Below are 19,390 nucleotides of genomic sequence, written 5' to 3'. Positions count from 1 at the left end.
CGCAGCGGCGCAGCATTTCGCTGACGCGGCATCAATCAAGCGCGGGCCGCGGGACCTTGAGGGTCTCGCGGCCCGTTCTGCTTGTCCTCGTCCGGCGGGGCGGCCTTCGACCCGGTGCCGTCGACCAGCATCGGCGCGGGTGCGGTGTCCAGGGCGTCGGAGAGCTCTTCGAGAGTGGTGAGGAGCAGGCCCGCCCCTCTGCGGACGACGCGGTCGGGGACGCCCTCGCCGTCCCACGCGTCGATGGCCTTCTCGACGGCGCCCCACTGCGGCACGCGGCGTTCGCGCACGGCCTTGGCGCCCTGCTCGGTGGCGGTGCGCAGGGCCTCGGCAAGGCGGGCGGCGGCCGGGACGGGGGTGGCGCCGCGGTCCGGGAGGTGGGCCTCCATCAGCATGGCGACGCGGGCGAGTTGGGCCAGGGCGTGCTCGGCGTCGTCGGCGGCGGAGCGGGAGAGGCCGCGGTGGCGCACCGGCTCGTTCTTGGCGCGGGCCACGGCGTCCTGCCAGGCGATGCGGGCGGCGCGGGCGTCGAGCAGCGCCTCGCGGACGTCGGGGCAGGCGCGGCCGGCGGGGTGGGCGTAGTGGCCGACGACCGCGGCGGCGTACCGGCCGTCGGCGATCAGCCAGTCGGCGAGGCGGGTGCGCAGGCGCGGGGTCTCCCAGGCCGGGTAGAGGGCGTACGCGATCATCCCCAACAGGCCGCCGAGCAGGGTGAGTTCGACCCGTTCCGGCACTGTCTGCGTCCACTCCTGGCCGCCCATGCCGAGCAGGAAGACGACGTACGCGGCGACGCACGCCTGGGCGGCGACCTGCCCCGTGCGCATCAGCAGGTACATCATCCCGGCGCAGAGCACGGCGAGGGTGCCGGAGAGCGGCGGGCCCGGGTCGGTGAGCTGGACGACGCCGGTGGCGAGGGCGACGCCGACGAGGGTGCCGCCGAAGCGGGCCACGGCGCGGGAGTAGGTCTGGGAGAAGTCCGGGCGCATCACCATGACCGAGGCCATCGGGGCCCAGTAGCCGTGGCCGAGCGGGAGCCAGTGCCCGATGAGGTAGCCGGTGGCGGCGACGGCGGTGACCCGGATCGCGTGCCGCGTGACGGGCGACTCGTACCGCAGCTCGGCCCGCATGGCGCGCAGGACGCCGGGGACCAGGGCGGGGAGGGTGGGGCGGGTTCGGTGCGGGGTGGGGGTGGGGGTGGGGGCGAGTGTGGAGGTGGGTATGGGTTTGGGGGTGGCGGTGTCCGGGGGTGTGGGGGTGGCGGTGTTCGTGGGTGCGGGGGTGGCTGCGTCCGGGCCTGTGCCCGTGCTGGTGCCGGTGCCTGTACCCGTGCCTGTTTCCGTGTCCGGTGGGGCGGGGGCGACGGGGCTGCCCGCCGTCTCGACCACGTCTCCGAGCAGGGCCACGAGGCGGGTCGCCGCCCGGTGCGGGGGGCCCGAGAGGATGGCGCCGGTGTCGGGGGTGCGCAGGGCGGCGAGGGCCTGCGGGGGGATCTTCACCGGCTCGCCCTGGCGGATCGCGCGGGCCGCCGCGTCCAGGACCGAGGCGGCCGCGGCGAGGAGTTCGCGCACCCGGTCGCGCTCCCTGCCCTCCTCGGGCACGCCCACCGAAGGGTCGGCGAGGGAGGCGAGCACGGGGCGGATGCGCTCGGCGACGCCCCGGGCGCCGTGCAGTTCGGCGGGGCGCGTGCGGGCCTGGCGCGGGGTGAGCGCGGCCGCGGCGCGGGCCGCCATCAGGGGCTCCGGGTCGAAGGGCGCGACCGGGTCGTGGCGCAGCCGCCGCGCGTAGTCCGCCTCGGCCGCCAACGCGTCGGCCAGCGCGTCCCGGTGGGCGCCCCATCTCCGTACCGGAAGAAGGATCACGAGCGCCGCCTGGACACCGCCGCCCACCACCATCATCGCGGCGTGCCCGGCCGCCGTGGCGACCGACGTCGGGAGCGTGACCGTCACCAGCATGATCGCGACGTTCGACGAGGCGATGATGCCGACCGTCGGGCCCGCCGCCCAGCTCAGCCCCGCGAGGAACGTCCACAGGCACAGCAGCGCGAGGAAGAGGAGCAGGTGGGCGCCGGTGAGATAGCCGAGGAAGGTGGAGACGGCGAGGCTCACACCGGAGGCGAGCGCCAGCTCGGGGCGGGGGCGCCAGCTGCGCTGGAAGGTGGCGATGGCCGCCTGGAACGCGCCGAAGGCGGAGCTCGCGGCGACGGCCGGGCCGAAGAGGGTGAGGCTGAGGCCAATGACGATCGCGAGGCCGAGCGCGCCGCGCAGCGCCACCAGGGGTTCGAGACGCTTCCGCTCGACCGACAGCCCCGAGCGGGTGGTCTCCTTCAGCGCCCGGAACCAGCTCACCTCGCCAGGATACGGGGCAAGTCACCCATAGCCCCCTTGGCTTCCTTGGTTCCCTTGGTTCCCTTGGTTCCCTTAGCTTCCTTGGCTCCCTTGGCTCGCTTGGCTTCTCTTGCCCCTCAGCTCGGCTCGCCTCTTACCTCCCCCGCCTCCTCCGCCTCCCCGGCTCCCCCGGCTCCCCCGGCTCCCCCGGCCGCCCACCTCCGCCCGGTCCGCGGCCGCCGCGCCCTCCGTCCAGCCCGCGCCGTCCGTCACGCCGCGCACCCGGGCCGTCGTCGTCTCGGGGAACATGCGTTCCGCGTGTGCGGTGACCGCGACGTCCCGGGCGGCGAGTGCGGGCAGCAGTGAGCCGGGCGGCGCGGCGGTCGCCCCCTCCTCGGCTGCGTCTTCCGTGACGTGCTCGGTGACCTGCTCGGTGACCTGCTCGGCGACGTGCTCGCTCACCGCCGCGAGCCGGGTGCCGATCCGGTGCGCGTACGCCATCAGGAACGACTGCCGGAACGTCTTCGTCCGCTTGCGGCCTCCGGCCCGCTGCCGCGCCTCCGCCTTCGTCATCGCCGCCGTGCCCTGGACGAGGAGCGAGGTGTGCAGCAGCTCCACCGCCTCCAGGTCGGACTCGAAGCCGACGACGGTGGAGAAGCCGAACTCGCTGTTCCAGACGGCCCGGCAGCGGTTGGCGCGCGCGACCGCGTCCAGGAGCGTCGCCTTCGCCGTCTCGTACGGGGCGTCCACGCCGATCCGGCAGGCGCCCGGGGTGTCCTTCGCGTGCGTGCGGGCCGCGAGCAGCGCCTCGTCGAGGGAGTGGCGGGCCATCAGCTCCTGGGCCTTCGCCGTGAGGGCCTCGGCCTCCTCCGGGTAGCCGGTCGCCTCCGCCTTGGCGAGCAGGGCGCGGATGCGGGTGAGGGCGCGGGGCTCGCCCTCGGCGGGCGCCGGGAGGGGGGTGCCGGGCACCGGCCCGACCGGCTCGACCGGAGGCAGCCGGACCAGGAGGCGGTACAGCTCCAGGGTCGCCGTCGCGCGGGAGAAGCGGTCCGGGGGCGGGCCGGTGGGCGGACCCGGGGGCGGGCCGACGGGCAGGTCGGCCAGTTGGGACTGCCAGCGGGGCGGGAGCGGGGTCGGGTACGCGCCGGTCTCGGACCTGATGAGGTCCGCCGCCAGGGTGACGTGGACCGGGTCCAGGTCGCGCACGACCAGGCGTACGACGTCGGCGGGCTGCCAGCCGCGCTCCCATGCGCGGCGCACGAACTCCCGCCCCCTGCGGGCGAGTTCGCCGTCCGACGACGGGGCGGCGGCGAGGTGGGAGGCGGCCGCGTCCAGGGCGGCGTCGTCGTCCGAGTAGAGCGCGGAGCCCAGCGCCCTCTCGAACGGGGTCTGCGGGCGGTCGTTCTCGCTCATGGGTCGATGATCTCAGGGCCTGTACGGGGTCGGGACAACCCTTACGGGGTTGAGGGAACCGATACGGGGCCGGGAGGACCCTTACGGGTAGGGCTGGCCCTACCTCCGAGACGCCCTCCAGTGGTCGTGATCGGCTCCGTCCCGGACGGTTCGCTGGAGCCATGACCTCAACAGACTCCCGTATCGCCGCCGTACGGCTCTCCGGCGTCCACCGCAGGTACGGCGACCTCGCCGCCCTCGACGGCGTCGACCTGACCGTCCCCGCCGGGACCTTCACCGCGATCATGGGCCCCTCAGGCTCCGGCAAGTCGACGCTTCTGCAGTGCGCGGCGGGCCTCGACCGGCCCACGTCGGGGTCCGTGGAGATCGGCGGGACCGAGCTGAGCGGGCTGAGCGAGCGGCGGCTCACGCTGCTGCGGCGGGAGCGGATCGGCTTCGTCTTCCAGTCCTTCAACCTCGTCCCGTCGCTGAGCGCCGCCCAGAACGTCGCGCTGCCCCTGCGGCTCGCCGGGCGCCGCCCCTCGCGTACGGAGGTCCGGGGCGCCCTCGCCCGCGTGGGCCTCGCCGACCGCGCCCGGCACCGGCCCGCCGAGCTCTCCGGCGGCCAGCAGCAGCGGGTCGCGCTCGCCCGTGCGCTGATCACCCGGCCCGCGGTGCTGTTCGGGGACGAGCCGACGGGCGCCCTCGACACCGTGACCAGCCGTCAAGTCCTCGGGATGCTGCGGCAATTGGTGGACGAAGAGGGGCAGACCACCGTGATGGTGACGCACGACCCGGTGGCGGCGTCGTACGCGGACCGGGTGGTGTTCCTGGTCGACGGGCGGGTGGCGGACGAGCTGGGAGCGGCGGAGGCGGAGGGGGAGGTGATGGCGGAGGTGATGGCGGAGGCGGTGGCGGAGCGGATGGCCGCGCTGGAGACGAAGCGGGGGACCGCGCCAGAGACGAAGCGAGTGGCGGCGCCGGAGACGGGCAGGGCGGAGACGGCCAGGCCCGAGACGGGCAGGGCGGCGACGAGCGGGGCGGAGACAGCCGGAGCGAAGACAGCCAGGCCCGAGACAGCCGGAGCAGAGACGAGCGGGGCGGAGACAGCTGAGGCGGAGACGGGCAGGGCGGAGACGGGTGGGGCGAGCACCGCTCACCGGTCCGGCCCGGACCTCGTCGAGGCGGCCGGACGATGATGATGGTGGTGGTGCTCTCCTCCCTGCGGACCCGCTGGACCAGCCTCATCGGGGCCTTCGTCGCCGTCGCGATCGGTGTCGCCCTCGTCGCGGGCATGGGGCTCGGGCTCGCCGCGGCGGCCGACGCCCCGCGCCGCGCCCCCGAGCGGTTCACCTCGTCGCCCGTGATCGTCATGGGCCACGACACCCTGCGGGTCGGCGACGACAGTCGGCGGCTCGCTCATCCACACCCTGTGGATATCGAACTTCTGCGCGACCTCCGCGCCCTCGGCCCCGTCGCCCGGGACGAGCGCCCCGACGCCGTCGGTGTCACCGCGCCCGCGCCACGGGTCCGCGCCGTCGTCGGCGACCGTGCCCAGGTCCTGACCGGCGCCGACCGCGCCCGCGCCAACCCCGACCCGGACCGGGACGAGCGCGCCCTCGTGGCCGTCAACTCCTTCCTGGGCACGGCGGGCGGCGTCGCGGCCTTCGTGTCCGTCTTCGTCACGGCGGCCACGTTCGCCTTCGTCGTGGCGCTGCGGCGGCGGGAGTTGGGGCTGCTGCGGATGGCGGGGGCGACGCCCGGGCAGGTGCGGAGGCTGCTGCTGGCCGAGGCCGTGACGGTCGGGTGCCTGGCGGCCGTGGCCGGGTGCGCGGCGGGGGCGTGGGCGGCACCGTTGCTCGGGGACGCCCTGGTGGAGGCGGGGATCGCCCCGAAGTGGTTCGCCGTGCCCGCGCTCACCTGGACGGCCTGGCCGTATCAAGTCGCCTTCTGGACCGGGGTGTCGGTGGTGTTCAGCGGTGCGTGGACGGCGGCGCGGCGGGCGGGGCGGACCGGGCCCGTGGAGGCGCTGCGGGAGGCGTCGGTCGACACGGGCGTCATGCCGCCCGGCCGCCGCCTCGTGGGTGCGGCACTGCTCGCGACCGGACTCGGTCTGCTCGCGTGGACCTTGTGGACGGACCCGTCGGACCTGCTGAAGCGCAAGACCTACACGACACAGCCGATGATCCTGATCACGGCCGTCGCCGCGCTCGCGCCGGTCCTCGTCCGCCCCCTGGTGCGCGCCGTGCGTCTGCCGGGCGCGATCGGACTCCTCGTACGGGAGAACACCGCGACCTCCGTGCGCCGCACCGCCGCCGTCGCCGCCCCGGTCCTGGTCACCGTCGCCCTCGCGGGCTCGCTGCTCGGCTCGGCGACGTCGGTGGGCGAGGCGAAGGCGGCGGAGGCGCGGGAGCGGACGCGGGCCCAACTGGTCGTGACCGCACGTGACGTGAGCGCCGCCTCGGGCGCCGTCTCGGGCACCGCCTCGGGCGCCACCTCGGGCGCTGCCTCGGGCGCCGACCTGAAGGTCCCGGCCCGCCCGGTCCAGGGCGTACGGGCACTCTCTCCCTCCGTCTCGACCTCCGTCTACGTACGCGAAGAGGGCACCGCCCTGATCCGTTCCGAGGCCCGCGCGGTGTCCGCCCCGGCGGCCCTCGCGCGAACGGCCCGGCTCCCCGTGGTCGCGGGCGACGTGCGCGACCTCGACGACCGGTCGATCGTGGTGAACGAGGAGTGGGAACACCACCGGGTCGGCGAGCGCGTGCGGGTCTGGCTGGGCGACGGGCGCCCCGTCACGCTGCGGATCGCGGCGGTGCTCGCGCAGGGCACGGGCGACAACGGGGCGTATGTGACGACAGCCAACTCGGGTGCTGCCAGCGGCGGTTCAGGTGGAGCGGTCGACCGTATCGACGTACGCCTGGACGCGGGTGCCGACCGGGCCGCGGTGGCACGGGCGCTGCGCGCGGCGACCGGCGGCGAGGTGCGCACGGCGGACGCGTGGCTGGCGGCCACGCATCCGCGCGCCAAGAAGCAGACCCGCCTCGGTCTGCTGATGCTCCTGGGCATCTCCCTTCTCTACACGGCCATTTCACTGGCGAGCACGCTGCTGATGGCCTCGTCCGTACGCGGTCCCGAGCTGCGGTCGCTGCGCCTGGCGGGCGCAACACGGGCACAGATACGCCTGGTCGCCGCCGGTGAGGCCACCGTGGCGGTCGCGGTCGGCGCCCTGCTCGGCCTCGCCGTCACACTGGTCAACCTGGGCGGCCTGAACACGGCCCTCGCCCGGCTCTCCGCCCCGGTCACCGGCCTGGCGGGGGTGCCGTGGGGGACGGTGGGGGCGTGTGCGGCGGTGTGCTGGGCGGTGGCTCTGGCTGCGGGGGTGGCTACGGCTGCGCGTGGAACTACGGCTGCGCGTGGAACTACGGCTGCGCGTGGAGCCACGGCTGCGCATGGAACTACGGCTGCGCGGGCGGCGGGAACGGGACGTCGGTGAGCACCGGGACCAGCCACTCCTCCTCGTAGTCGAGGTGCACGGTCAGCTCCTTGGTGAGCCGGTCGATGTGCGCGAGGAGCTCGTCCGGTTCGGGCGTCGCGAGGTCGGCGAGGAGAGCGAGCAACTCCTCCTTGATGCGGGCCACTTCGCGGTGCTCGGCCCGGAGCCGGTCCAGTACGGGGATCAGCTCCGGGTGGTACCGCTCGACCCCCGGGAAGACGGCGCCGTCCTCGCCGGTGTGGTGAAAGGTCAGGGCGTCGCAGAAGGCGAGGCAGCGTCGGCGGATCTGGAAACCGAGTCCGGGGGGCGGGAGTTGAGGGTCGTCGCCGTCGTGGGCGGCCCGCGCATCGAGGTGCGCGGCCGCCTCGTCCCGTATCTCGGCGAGCTGCTCACGCAGCCAGGTGTGCACTTCGAGGAGTTTGTCGGCGAGGGTGGTGACGGGTGTGGGCATGGGGTTCTCTGGTCTCCATGAGGCGAGGGGGCGCCCTGCCAGGGGCGCGGGGAACTGCGCGACCAGCCACGACGAACCCGCACAGGCCAACGGCGGAATTCATGGCAGACGCGCACGCCGGAGGATCGGCGAAGCGAAACGAGCCGGAAGGAAAACCCGCGGCCTACAGGCGCACGGAGCGCAAGCGCGCGAAGAAGAAGGAACTCAAGGCATATCCCTTGGTGAAGGCGCTCGCCCGGCCACCGGTCTGCCCACTGCTCTCTGACCGGCGCCACGCGGCGCGTACCCATTAGAGACAGCTCCCCCGCCCCCTGTCAAAGGGTTCAAGCTGTCCCCGCCACCACTGCCACCGCTGTCCCCGCCACCGCTGCCACCGCCACTGCCACTGTCACCGCCGCCACCGCCACCGCCACCGCCCGCAGGGTCTAGCTGTCCCCGCCCTCGTCGATGAGCCTGCGTACCTCCCGGTCGACCAACCCGAGACGCGCCTCCGCGACCAGCGGAACCGCGCGGCGCTGGCGCCGGGCCTCGCTCACGTCGATGTCGACCGTGACCAGGCCCGGCTCCCACTTCGGAGCCTGGGCGACGACCGTGCCGCGCGGGTCGACGACGCGGGAGCCGCCCCAGAAGGACGCCCCGTGCTCGTTGCCGACCCGGTTCACGAACACGACCCAGCACTGGAGCATGCGGGCGGTGTAGGAGAGCAGCGTGTCCCAGTAGAGGCCGGTGTCCATGGCCTCCGGGTCGAGGCTCGCGGCGCTGTTGGTCGGGACGACGATGACCTCCGCGCCGTCCTGCACGGCCAGCCACGGCAGGACCGGCTGCCACGCGTCGTTGCAGACCAGCGTGGCCGCGCGCCCGTGCCCGCCCGGCAGGTCGTACGCGCGCAGGTGCTGGCCGGGGCTGACGTGCTTGCGCTCCTCCCAGGCCAGGTAGTTGGGGAGGTACAACTTGCGGTGGGCGTGCAGGAGTTGGCCCTCGGAGTAGTACGCCGACGTGTTGTACGCGCGCAGGCTCGTGTGCTCGTGCAGACCGACCAGCACGTCCGGGCCGAGCCGGGAGAGGTCGAGCAGGCGCGGGTCGCGGGCGTCGACGGAGGTGTCCCGCTTCAGGGCGCCCAGGTGGTAGCCGTGCAGGCTCAGCTCGGGGAAGACCACGAGGTCGGCGCCCTGGGCCGCCGCCTGGCCGATCTGCTCCTCGGCCACCGCGATGTTCTCGTCCACCTCACCGAGCACACAGTCGGTCTGTGCCAGCGCCACTCTCATGGGGCGAGCCTCGCAAAGGCTCGCCCCTCCGGCATCCGGTGACCGGCCGATCAGGCGCAGGGGCGGGGGCGGGGGTAAGGGCAGGAGCAGGAGCAGGGACGGACGCCGGGGCAAGCTCCGCGCCAGGCGCAGCGCCGGGTCAGGCCCCGGGCCAAGGGGCACCGGGTCAAGGCACCGGGTCAGGCGCCGGGTCAGGGCATCAGGCCAGGGCATCAGGCCAGGGCATCAGGTCAGGGCATCAGGTCAGGCGCCCGCGCGGAATCCGGGGATTGTCAGTGCCGGGTGCCACACTCGCGCTCATGACCGAGAGGTGGGCCCTTGCCGCCACCGAGGGCGGCGGGGCCGAGCTCGCCGCCCTCGGGGACGACGGGCTGCCCGCGGGGCCCGTGCTGCGCGAGCCGGACCTGGTCGAGGCCGTGCGGGTGCGGCCCGGCGTGGACCGCTGGGTGTGGCGGGCCACGTCCGGCCCTTCGGGGGTCTACCCCCGCCTGCTCGCCGCCGGCGTCCGCGTCGAGCGGTGCTACGACATCGAGGCGGCCGAGCTGCTCCTGCTCGGCCACGAGGGCCGCCTCGGGGAGCCCCGCTCCGCGGCCGCCGCCCTGGCCCGGCTGCGCCACCGCCCCGTACCGCCCGATCCGCCCCCGCGCACCGCCGAGCCCGGCTCCCAGTCCTCCCTCTTCGAACCGCAGTCGGTCCCCGTCACGCTCGCGGAGCTCCTGGAGGTGTACGCGGACCAGCAGCGCCGCCATGACGCGAGCGCGCACCCGGGCCGGCTGCGGCTGCTCACCGCGTCCGAGTCGGCGGGCATGCTCGTCGCCGCCGAGATGAAGGCGGCGGGCCTGCCCTGGCGCGCCGACGTGCACCGGCAGGTCCTGGAGGAGCTGCTCGGCGAGCGGTACGCGGGCGGCGGCGAGCCCCGCCGCCTCGCCGAGCTGGCCGACGAGGTCTCGGCCGCCTTCGGCCGCCGCGTCCGCCCGGACCTGCCCGCCGACGTGGTGCGGGCCTTCGCGCAGGCCGGGATCAAGGTGCGCTCGACGCGCCGCTGGGAGCTCGCGGAGGTAGACCACCCTGCGGTCGCCCCGCTCATCGAGTACAAGAAGCTCTACCGCGTCTGGACCGCCCACGGCTGGGGCTGGCTGCAGGACTGGGTGCGTGACGGCCGCTTCCGCCCCGAGTACACGCCGGGCGGCGCCGTCAGCGGCCGCTGGACGACCAACGGCGGCGGGGCGCTGCAGATCCCCAAGGCCATCCGGCGCGCGGTCGTGGCCGACCCCGGGCGGCGTCTCGTCGTCGCGGACGCCGACCAGCTGGAGCCGCGCGTGCTCGCCGCGATCTCCCGCGACCGGGGCCTGATGGAGGTCGCGGGCAGCGGCGGCGACCTCTACACCACCCTGTCCGACCGGGCCTTCTCCGGCGACCGCGAGCACGCGAAGCTCGCGCTTCTGGGAGCCATCTACGGCCAGACGTCCGGGGACGGCCTGAAGAACCTCGCCGCGCTGCGCCGCCGCTTCCCGCTCGCGGTGGCGTACGTGGACGACGCCGCCCAGGCGGGCGAGGAGGGCCGCCTGGTGCGCACCTGGCTGGGCCGCACCAGCCCGCCCGCGGTGACCTCGGGCGACCCGGACGAGGCGGCGGGCGAGGCGGGCCTCCCCCAGGAGAACCCGGAGAGTTCCGGGAGTTCCGGGAGTTCCGGGAGTTCCGGGAGCCCCGGCAGCTCCGAAGTCCCCTCCCCCGAAGGCGAGTTCACACCCGGCTACGCCTCGACCAACACCCGCGCGCGGGGCCGCTTCACCCGCAACTTCGTCGTGCAGGGCAGCGCCGCCGACTGGGCCCTGCTGATGCTCGCCGCACTCCGCCGCGCCACCGCGCAGATGGCCGCCGAGCTGGTCTTCTTCCAGCACGACGAGGTGATCGTGCACTGCCCGGAGGAGGAGGCCGAGGCGGTGGTGGCGGCGATCCAGGAGGCGGGGAACCTGGCGGGGCGCATCGCGTTCGGCGAGACGCCGGTGCGGTTCCCGTTCACTACGGCGGTGGTGGAGTGCTACGCGGATGCGAAGTAGGAGGTCTCTCGCTGAAGGAGCACCCTCGCAAGAGAAGTTTCCCAGCTAAAGGGGAGTCCCCGCTAAAGAGGAGTCCCAGCTAAAGAGGGCGGTTACCGCCACCGCCTCCGGGGGCGGCGAGCAACTCCCGCAACTCCCCCACCACTTGGCTGCTGTCCGTCCCGTCCAGCGCCGCCAGGGCCGCGCGCCAGTCCTCGTACGCCTCCTCGGCGCGCCCCTCGGCGTACAGCAGGTGCCCCCGCTGGTGCCGGGCGAGGCCCTCCATGTGGGCGTCGGCGCGCTGCCCGGCGAGCTCCAGCAGGTCGGCGCACGCGCGCGCCGCGTCGGCCGGGCGTGCGACCTCGCGCAGGGCGCGGACCAGGCCGAGGCGAGCCTGCGACTCGTTGTGCCAGTTCTCGAAGCTGCCGTGGACGCGCAGGCACTCCTCGAAGTGGTCGAGCGCGGCCTCCGGTTCGCCGAGCGCGAGCCGGGCGATGCCGATGTTGCGGTGGGCGTGCTGGCGGATGTTGGTGTCGCCGATCTCCGCGCCGATCTCCAGGCACCGCTCGTGCAGGGTGATTCCGGAGCGCGGGTCGGTGTGCTCGTACAGATTGCCGAGGTGGCTGAGGGCGAACGCCTCGCCCAGCAGGTCGCCCTGGTCCTTCGACAGATCGAGGCTCTCCCGCAGCGCGTCGGCGGCCTCCTCGTCGCGGCCGAGGGCTTCGAGCAGCAGGCCGCGGTTGGTGGAGCCCCGGTGGACGCACGACACGAGGTCGAGCTTCCGGTACAGGGCCAGCGCCTCGTCGTTGAGGTCGAGGGCGGCGCCGCTGCGGCCTGAGATGTAGTGCAGCCCGGCGAGGTCGACGAGGGCCTGTGCCCTGGCCTCGTCGTCCCCGAGCCGGCCCGCGACGGTCAGGGCGATCCCGCCGAGCGCCTCCGCCTCGGTGATCCGGCCGCGCCGTACGAGGTACGACCACAGACACCGGACGAGGACGGACACCAGCGGCGAGTCACGGCGCTCGCGCTCCTCCCGCCCGGCAAGGGCAAGGATGTTGGCGAGCTCGGTGTCACACCAGGCGAAGGCCCCTTCGGTGGTCATCTCCGCCACCCCACCCCCAAGCGCCCCACCACCGAGCACACCACGTCCCAGCGCCCCGTCCGCAGCACGTCCAGGCGCCCCGTCCACAGCACGTCCAGGCACCCCGTCCGCACTCCGTCCGAGCGCCCCGTCCACACCACGTCCAAGCGCCCCGTCCACACCACGTCCAAGCGACCCGACCCCAGGCTGCCCCTCCCCGACCGACCCAACCTCGAGCGCCCCGCGTCCGAGTGACTCGGCCCCAAGCGCCCCATCTCCGGGCGCCCCATCTCCGGGCGCCCCACCGCCGAGCACACCACCCCCACACCCCTCAGCCAACCGCTCCGCCACCCCCCGCAACCGGTCCTCGCGGTCCAGCCCCTCCTCCATGATCGCCAGCAGGCTCTGCCGCGCCGACCCCGCGTACCAGCACAGCGCCGCCGCCACGACGACGTCCGCGCCGCCCTCCTCGCGCGCCGTCTCCCGGGCGAACTCGCGCACCAGGTCGTGCGGGGCGTAGCGCCCGTACGCCGTCTCGTCGAGCAGGGCGACGTCGACGAGCCGGTCGAGAGCCGACTCGGCGGCGCGCTCGTCCGTGCCCAACAGGGCGGCGAGCAGCGGGACTCCGTACGTCGGCAGGTCGAGCGCGCCGATGTGGACCAGCGCGGCCGCCGCGTCCCGGTCGGCCCGCCGGTCCGAGGCGCGCAGCGCGTCCAGGGCGACGGCCAGCGAACGGCGCACGCTCAGGTCGTCGTACTCCAGGTGGTGCAGCCGGCCGCCGCGTGCCGTGAGCAGGTCGGCGAGCGCGTCCGGGGTGAGCGCCCGGCGCGCGGCGAGCCGGGCCGCGAGGATGCGCAGCGCGAGCGGCAGCCGCCCGGCGAGCCCGACGAGCGGGTGCCCGGCGTCGAGCCCGTCCCGCCCGGAGACGGCGCGCAGCAGCGCCGCGCTGTCCCCGTCGGTGAGCGGCTCCAGCGGGAAGCGGGTGGCGCCGTCGAGCGCGGCGAGCGGCGAGCGGCTGGTCACGACGACCGCGCAGCCGGACCCGCCGGGCAGCAACGGCCGCACCTGCGCGGCGCTCTCGGCGTCGTCCAGGACCATCAGGGTGCGGGTGGGCGCGAGCAGCGAGCGCAGCAACGCGGCCGCCCCGGCTGGATCTTCGCCGTACTCCGGGATCTGCCGGGTGTCGGCACCGACGTCGCGCAGCAGCGCGGTGAGGGCCTGCTTCGGGGAGAGCGGCGTCATGCCGGGCGTCGCGCCGCGCAGGTTCACGTACAACTGCCCGTCCGGGAACGCCTCGCGCAGCCCGTGCGCGACGTGCAGGGCCAGCGCGCTCTTGCCGACCCCGGCCATCCCGGAGACCACGGCGACGCGGGGCACCCCGGGCCCGCCGCCCCCGGCGAGGACCTCGCCCACCCCTCGTACGACCGCGTCCCGGCCCGTGAAGTGGGCGGGCGCGGGCGGCAGTTGAGCGACCGGCGGCCGGCCCGACGACAGCGATGCCGACGACGGCGATGCCGAGGACGGCGGCGCCGAGCCCGACACGGAGGATTCAGCGGAGGCAGAGGCGGAGGCGGAGACGGAGACGGAGACGGAGACGGGGGATGCCGCAGCGTCCGCCGCCGCCCCCGCCCCCGCCCCCGTCGGCGTCCGCAGCACCTCCCGATGCGCCTCCCGCACCCCCGCCCCCGGCTCGATGCCCAGCTCCTCCACCAGGCGGGCGCGCAGCTCGCGGTGGACGGCGAGGGCCTCCGCCTGGCGGCCGGTGCGGTGCAGGGCGAGCATCAGCTGGCGGTGGAACGCCTCCCGCAGCGGATGCTCGGCGACCAGCTCCGCCAACTCCGTCGCCAGGCGCGCCACTTCAAGGCCGCGCGCCAGGTCCGCTTCGTGCCGCCATTCGAGGGCGAGCAGCCGCGCCTCCTCCAGCCGCGGTACGAGGGCATGGCCCGCCAGGTCCTCGGGCAGCCCGCACAGTGGCGTGCCCCGCCACAGGGCGAGGGCGTCCGCGGCGTCCTGTGCGGCCCCGGCCCAGTCCTGCGCGGCGTGCGCGGCGCGGGCCCGGCCGATCAGCCGCTCGAAGACCCGTACGTCCAACTCCCCCTCGCCGACCCGCAGCCGGTAGCCGGGCGGCACCGCGCGCAGCCGGTCCGGGTCGTCCAGGAGGCGGCGCAGGCGGGTGGCGTGGTTCTGCAGCGAGGCGTGCGCGGAGACCGGCGGGGCGCCGCTCCACAGGGCGTCCTTGAGGAACTCGACCGAGACCACCCGGCCCGGTTCGAGCAGCAGCGCGGCCAGCAGGGCGCGGACCTTGGGGCTGCGCACCGGGCGCGGCTCTCCCTCGGCGTCATGGATCACGACCGGGCCGAGCAGTCCGAACCGCAGTCCGCCCGCCATGTCTGAACCCCTTCGCAGCCTTCCGCAGGCCCTCACGTGGGGAACATGTTAGCGATCTGTTGGCGGCGCCTGATGTGCTCTGTTCATCGGATCCGGCCGCCGCCGCTCGCGTCACGCGAAAAGCTCGGGGGAGTGCCGCAACGGCGGCCGGATCCGCTCACTTTCTGCGCTGTTCCTGCGCATTTTCGCGCTGCTCCTGCGCCGCTCCTGCGCCGCTCCTGCGCTACTTCCTCGCTATTTCTGCGCTGCATCTCCGCTGCCACTCCGCGGTGCGAGCTCGCCGTTCGTCCACGCGTAGACCTGCTTGCCCTGGACCGCGACGCGGTACGCGAGGTGGTCACCGCACTGCGGCCGGGACTTCTTGATCACGCTGTCCCGCCACCAGCTGGCCCCCAGGTCGGGAGCGTCCACGCCCTTGCCCTGAGGCGCACCCGTCCCCTTGCACCCACCGTCCTCCGGCAGCGACTCGGCACCCAGCGTGAACCGGATCAGCTTGGCGTCACCGGTCGTCCTGACCTTGACCTTGATGTTCTTGGCGTCCTTCGGCATCCACTCGGGCAGCACGAACGCCAGGTCGCCCTTCCTGGGGGCGTCGGCGGCGGTCGCGAAGGACTTCGTCTTCTCCTTGAAGACGTGCTCGCTCACGGCGTCCGGCACGAACGCGCTGTTCCTGAGCCCCGGCCCCGCGAACGCGACGGCACCGCCAGCCGCGGCCACGGCGGCGAGCGTGACGGTGGCGACGACGGCGGTGCGGGACTTCTTCTTCTCAGCGGGCATACGTCCAGTCTTCGGCCCGCCCGGCCCCGTTTCGTACGGCCGTGGGACGAATCCCGGCCGCCCCGGCCTCTGCCCTAAGGCAGAGGCCATCCGCCTCAAGATGTACGAGAAGGCGGCATTCCCTGTCCAATACTTGGCGTTATGTCCGCCCCGCGCCCCGAGCCCCTCCCCCCTGATTCCGCCCCACGCCGCGGCCCACGGCCCGCTCCCCACCGCCTGCTGCGCATCGCCCTGGAGGTCCTCGCCTCCGGTCTGCTGCTCCTCCTCGCGTATGAGGGCGCCACGATCGGCGCGGGCGCCCTGCCGCACTCGGTGAAGATCGCGCTCGGCCTCACCGCGATCGTCGCCCTCGTGGCCCGGCGCCGATACCCGACCCTCAGCCTGCTGTTCCTCGCCGCGCTCGCCGGGCTGCTCCCGCCCGCCGGACTCCTGGTCGCCGTCGCCGCCTATCTGGCCGCCCGCCGCCAGGCGAACCCGCACCACCGCCTCACCACGCTGCTCGGCGCCTCCGCCCTGCCCATGCTGGTGTGCGCGGCGACGGCCCGGCCGCTGTCCATGGGGAGCTGGCAGTTCGGGCTCGCGCTCGGGGCGGTGCTCGCGGCCGTGACCGTGATCGTGCCGGGCCTCGTCGGCACGGCCGCGGGCCAGCAGGACCGTCTCGTACGGGCGCTGCGGGAGCGCACCGCCGCGGCCGAGGAGGCCCGCCGCCTCACCGAGAGCGAGTCCCGCATCCACGAGCGCTCCCGCATCGCCGCCGAGATGCACGACCTGGTCGGCCACCGCCTCAGCCTGATCTCGCTGCACGCGGGCGGCCTGGAGCTGGCCCTCGCCGGCCAGTCGCCCGAGCTGCGCGAGGAGGCCACCCTGCTGCGCGGCGCGACCCGCGACGCGATGCGCGAGCTGCGCGAGGTCCTCGGCGTGCTCGGCCCCCTCGGCCGTGACACCGGCACCGACGCCCTCACCGACGCGACCGGCACCCGTTCCGACATCGAGGCCCTGGTCGAGGAGTCGCGCGGCGGCGGCATCCCCGTGACCCTGACCTGGCAGGGCCCCGACCTGGACCCGGCCGACGGCCCCTCGGTGCGCCGGGCGGTGCACCGGGTGGTCCGCGAGTCCCTGACGAACGTCCACCGGTACGCGACGGGGGCCCCGGTCACGGTGACGGTCACGCACACGCCCGAGCGCGTCGGCATCTCCGTACGCAATGAGGAGCCGCCCACCGAGCCCGCCGCCACCACCGGCCTCGGCACCGGCCGCGGGCTGACCGGCCTGCGCGAGCGCGTGACCCTGCTCGGCGGCACCTTCGAGGCGGGCCCGGCGCCCGAGGGCGGCTTCACGGTGACGGCGGCGATCCCCACCGGCCCGGAGGCACGCGGTCCGGTCCCTGTTTCACATGAAACCAAGGACCCGGACCTGCCCCCGGAGATCGCCGCCGTCGACAGCCCCGGCGGCGACCTCCAGCGCAGGCTCGCAGGCGTCCTGACGACCGGGCTCGGCATGGCGGGCGTGGCCCTGATGCTCGGGCTCGGCCTGAGCCTGGTGGACGAGGCCAGGCCGGGCCCGGACCTCGCGCCCCAGCACGAGCTCGCGGTCGGGATGACGAAGTCCGAGGTCGAGCGGGTGGTCCACGGGGACAACGAGGCGGTGCGGGCGGCGGCGGCCGGGCATGGCCCCGCCTACCCGGAGGGGACGACGAGCTGTCTGTACCCGTCGGGGTATGGCTCGACCGGCACCACTGACAGTGACCGTTTTGAGGTGACCCGTTACTGTTTCAACGGAGATGTTCTTACGGCCATCGACCACTTCACGGTCCCGCTGGCCCACCCGTAGGGCCCGTAGGACCCGTAGGACCCGTAGGACCAGCAGGAGCCCACGGCCCCACCCGCAGGAGGAGCGCCCATGCCGAACGAAGAGCAGCCCGGCCCCGTCCGCGTCCTCCTCGCCGACGACGAGGAGATGATCCGCCGCGGCGTCGACATGATCCTGCAGCACGCGGACGGCGTCGAGGTCGTGGGCGAGGCGGTCAACGGCGCCGAGGCAGTGACCCTCGCGGCCGAGCTGCACCCGGACGTCGCCCTGGTCGACATCCGCATGCCCGTCCTCGACGGCCTCGCGGCGATCGCCCCGCTGGTCGCGCTCGACCCGAAACCGCAGGTCGTCATGCTCACCACGTTCGGCGACGAGGAGAACGTGATGCGCGCGCTCCAGGCCGGGGCGAGCGGCTTCCTGCTCAAGGACGAGAGCCCCGACGAGCTGATCCGCGCCGTGCGGGCCGCGGCGGCAGGGGACGCGGTCCTCTCCCCCGGCGTCACCGGAACGGTGATCAAGCGCATGCTGGCGGGCGGCACCGCCCCGGGCTCCCCGGCGGGCGCGCCCGCCCCCGAGGACCGCCTCGCCACCCTCACCGCCCGCGAACGCGAGGTCCTCGCGATGCTCGGCGCGGGCCTGCCCAACGTGGAGATCGGCCTCCGTCTCGGCATCGGCCTCGGCACGGTCAAGACGCACGTCGGCGCGATCCTCGACAAGACGGGCAGCGACAGCCGGGTCCAGGCGGCGCTCCTCGCACACCAGGCGGGGCTGGCCAGTTGAGGCGCTAGCGGCCGTCAGCCGACGTACTGACGGCCATCCGTCAGTCGACGCGCTGACGGCCGTCCGTCAGTCGACATGCTGACGGTCGTCGCCGTACGGCACGACCACGACCTGCACGTCGTCCTCGTACACCACCCGGCCGGGGTCGTCCGAGCACACCATCCGGCACTCGACGCCGTGCGCGGCGAGGATCTCCAGATAGCCGGGGACCCGCTCCAGGAGATGGGTGGCCGTGAGCTTGAACCAGGCCACGGCGCCCGGATTGATCTCGCGGTCGTAGACGGTGTCGTCCACGTGCATGGGGTTCAGGTACGCGGCGTCGTACCAGTCGTTGTTGGCACGCCGGAACCGCTCCTGCTCCTCGGTCAGAAGGCCGTCCCTCGCAAGGCCGTTGACGAGGACGAACACCCCTGGAAAATGGCCGCGTTCATGCCGGACGGTCCCCTGGTAGCGCACATAGGTCGAGGTCATCCCGGCAGTATCGACGACGCTCCTGTGGCCGATGGCGCCCCCTCCCCCGAAACTGAAGAGAGCCCCTCCCTCGCACCCCGAGCGAGCCCCTCCCTCGTACCCCCGAAGGAGCCCCCGGATGTCCCCCACGGCCCCCGTCCCCGAGCCGGGCACCGACCCCGTCGCCACCCGCTCCGTCGACCGCATCGAGCGCCGCCTGGTCGCGGGCCCCGACAGCCAGGTCGACAACAAGGCCCTGGTCATCGCGCCCGGCGACTTCCGCCGCACGGATCCGTTTCTCCTCATGGCCGAGGACTGGTTCTCCCAGACGGGCTTCGACTGGCACCCGCACCGCGGCCTGGAGACGGTGACGGTGGTCCTCGGCGGCGTCCTCGAACACGGCGACAGCCTCGGCAACGCGGGCGCCCTGGAGGAGGGCGACATCCAGTGGATGACGGCGGGCCGCGGCATCATCCACCGCGAACTCGCCTACAAGAACGAGTACGTGCACACCCTCCAGCTCTGGCTGAACCTCCCCGCCACGTCGAAGCTGACCGAGACGCACTACCAGGACCTGTACGCGAAGACGTACGCGACGTACACCGAGCCCGGCGTCACCGTGAAGGTCGTCTCGGGCGAGACGGGCGGCGAACGCGGCCCGGCCATCAACCAGCACCCGGTCCTCGGCCTGCTGATCACCCTCGACCCGGAGACCGACTACATCCAGCTGCTCGCCGCCCACGACCGGGCCTTCGCGTACGTCATCTCCGGAGAGGTCACCATCGGCGGCCGCCGGGTCGCGGAGGGCGAGACGGCGTGGACGGACCCGGTCGAGGCGGCGGACGACGGCGGCGTCAGCGCCCTCTGCCTCGCCACGGGCCGCGCCACCGCGCAGAGCCGCCTGCTCCTCTTCGCGGGCGAGCCCCTGCGCGAACCGGTCGTGGCGGGCGGCCCGTTCGTGATGAACAGCGAGTCGGAGATCTACCAGGCGTACGTGGACTACGAACGCGGAAAGTTCGGCCCGGTCCCACGCCTGGGCCGCCTCCAGACCCGCTAACGACGCCGCGACAGGCCCCCACCCAAGAGCCCGAAGGGAGCCAAGGGACCCAAAAGGCCCGAGAGGCCCAAGAGGTCCAAGAGACCT

Annotated in this window: 12 protein-coding genes and 1 pseudogene; 6 read left to right on the top strand and 7 right to left on the bottom strand. The window is 74.3% G+C overall.

The window, feature by feature from the left end; genetic code table 11:
- Positions 1 to 35: 35 nt before the first annotated feature.
- Positions 36 to 2,345 carry an FUSC family protein gene (locus ACQB60_RS30280; protein WP_496929284.1) on the bottom strand — a complete coding sequence of 770 codons (2,310 nt, stop codon included), beginning with the start codon at positions 2,343 to 2,345 and terminating at the stop codon, positions 36 to 38.
- A 72-nt stretch (positions 2,346 to 2,417) separates the two neighbouring features.
- Positions 2,418 to 3,737, bottom strand: coding sequence for a DUF2786 domain-containing protein (locus ACQB60_RS30275; protein ID WP_496929283.1), 1,320 nt, complete (start codon positions 3,735 to 3,737; stop codon positions 2,418 to 2,420).
- Between the two features lie 161 nt (positions 3,738 to 3,898).
- On the opposite strand from ACQB60_RS30275, the pseudogene ACQB60_RS30270 reads away from it, so the two are divergent.
- Positions 3,899 to 4,672: pseudogene (locus ACQB60_RS30270) on the top strand (ABC transporter ATP-binding protein); the annotation flags it as partial.
- A 242-nt stretch (positions 4,673 to 4,914) separates the two neighbouring features.
- Positions 4,915 to 7,209 carry an FtsX-like permease family protein gene (locus ACQB60_RS30265; protein ID WP_496929364.1) on the top strand — a complete coding sequence of 765 codons (2,295 nt, stop codon included), beginning with the start codon at positions 4,915 to 4,917 and terminating at the stop codon, positions 7,207 to 7,209.
- On the opposite strand, the gene ACQB60_RS30260 is transcribed toward ACQB60_RS30265, so the two are convergent.
- Together ACQB60_RS30260 and ACQB60_RS30255 are read right to left on the bottom strand one after the other, a co-directional pair.
- Positions 7,172 to 7,660 (bottom strand): hemerythrin domain-containing protein, encoded by a 489-nt coding sequence (locus ACQB60_RS30260; RefSeq protein WP_496929282.1) that lies wholly within the window; start codon positions 7,658 to 7,660, stop codon positions 7,172 to 7,174. The genes ACQB60_RS30265 and ACQB60_RS30260 overlap by 38 nt on opposite strands.
- A 425-nt stretch (positions 7,661 to 8,085) precedes the next feature.
- The gene (locus ACQB60_RS30255; protein ID WP_496929281.1) at positions 8,086 to 8,925 is read right to left on the bottom strand and encodes a nitrilase-related carbon-nitrogen hydrolase; all 840 of its coding nucleotides are present in this window, start codon (positions 8,923 to 8,925) and stop codon (positions 8,086 to 8,088) included.
- A gap of 299 nt (positions 8,926 to 9,224) precedes the next feature.
- Between ACQB60_RS30255 and ACQB60_RS30250 the strand changes: the two genes are divergently transcribed.
- Positions 9,225 to 10,985, top strand: a complete 1,761-nt coding sequence (locus ACQB60_RS30250; RefSeq protein ID WP_496929280.1) for a bifunctional 3'-5' exonuclease/DNA polymerase — start codon at positions 9,225 to 9,227, stop codon at positions 10,983 to 10,985.
- A gap of 79 nt (positions 10,986 to 11,064) precedes the next feature.
- On the opposite strand, the gene ACQB60_RS30245 is transcribed toward ACQB60_RS30250, so the two are convergent.
- Both ACQB60_RS30245 and ACQB60_RS30240 read right to left on the bottom strand, forming a co-directional pair.
- Complete coding sequence (locus ACQB60_RS30245; RefSeq protein ID WP_496929279.1) at positions 11,065 to 14,430, bottom strand: AfsR/SARP family transcriptional regulator; 3,366 nt, start codon at positions 14,428 to 14,430, stop codon at positions 11,065 to 11,067.
- A gap of 234 nt (positions 14,431 to 14,664) precedes the next feature.
- On the bottom strand, positions 14,665 to 15,207 hold the full coding sequence (locus ACQB60_RS30240) for a hypothetical protein (protein WP_496929278.1): 543 nt from the start codon (positions 15,205 to 15,207) through the stop codon (positions 14,665 to 14,667).
- A 141-nt stretch (positions 15,208 to 15,348) separates the two neighbouring features.
- Here ACQB60_RS30240 and ACQB60_RS30235 point away from each other — a divergent pair, with 141 nt between their 5' ends.
- A complete protein-coding gene (locus ACQB60_RS30235) occupies positions 15,349 to 17,037 on the top strand; it encodes a sensor histidine kinase (RefSeq protein ID WP_496929277.1) in 1,689 nt (562 codons plus the stop codon).
- A 69-nt stretch (positions 17,038 to 17,106) separates the two neighbouring features.
- Positions 17,107 to 17,796, top strand: coding sequence for a response regulator (locus ACQB60_RS30230; protein ID WP_496929276.1), 690 nt, complete (start codon positions 17,107 to 17,109; stop codon positions 17,794 to 17,796).
- A gap of 66 nt (positions 17,797 to 17,862) precedes the next feature.
- On the opposite strand, the gene ACQB60_RS30225 is transcribed toward ACQB60_RS30230, so the two are convergent.
- Entirely contained in the window at positions 17,863 to 18,267 is a 405-nt protein-coding gene (locus ACQB60_RS30225; protein WP_496929275.1) for a hypothetical protein, read from the bottom strand.
- 118 nt (positions 18,268 to 18,385) lie between these two features.
- Between ACQB60_RS30225 and ACQB60_RS30220 the strand changes: the two genes are divergently transcribed.
- On the top strand, positions 18,386 to 19,303 hold the full coding sequence (locus ACQB60_RS30220) for a pirin family protein (RefSeq protein ID WP_496929274.1): 918 nt from the start codon (positions 18,386 to 18,388) through the stop codon (positions 19,301 to 19,303).
- Positions 19,304 to 19,390: the final 87 nt, after the last annotated feature.

This window comes from Streptomyces odontotermitis, from assembly GCF_050510915.1.
GTDB lineage: Bacteria > Actinomycetota > Actinomycetes > Streptomycetales > Streptomycetaceae > Streptomyces.
This window is presented reverse-complemented; position numbering and strand designations above follow the sequence as displayed.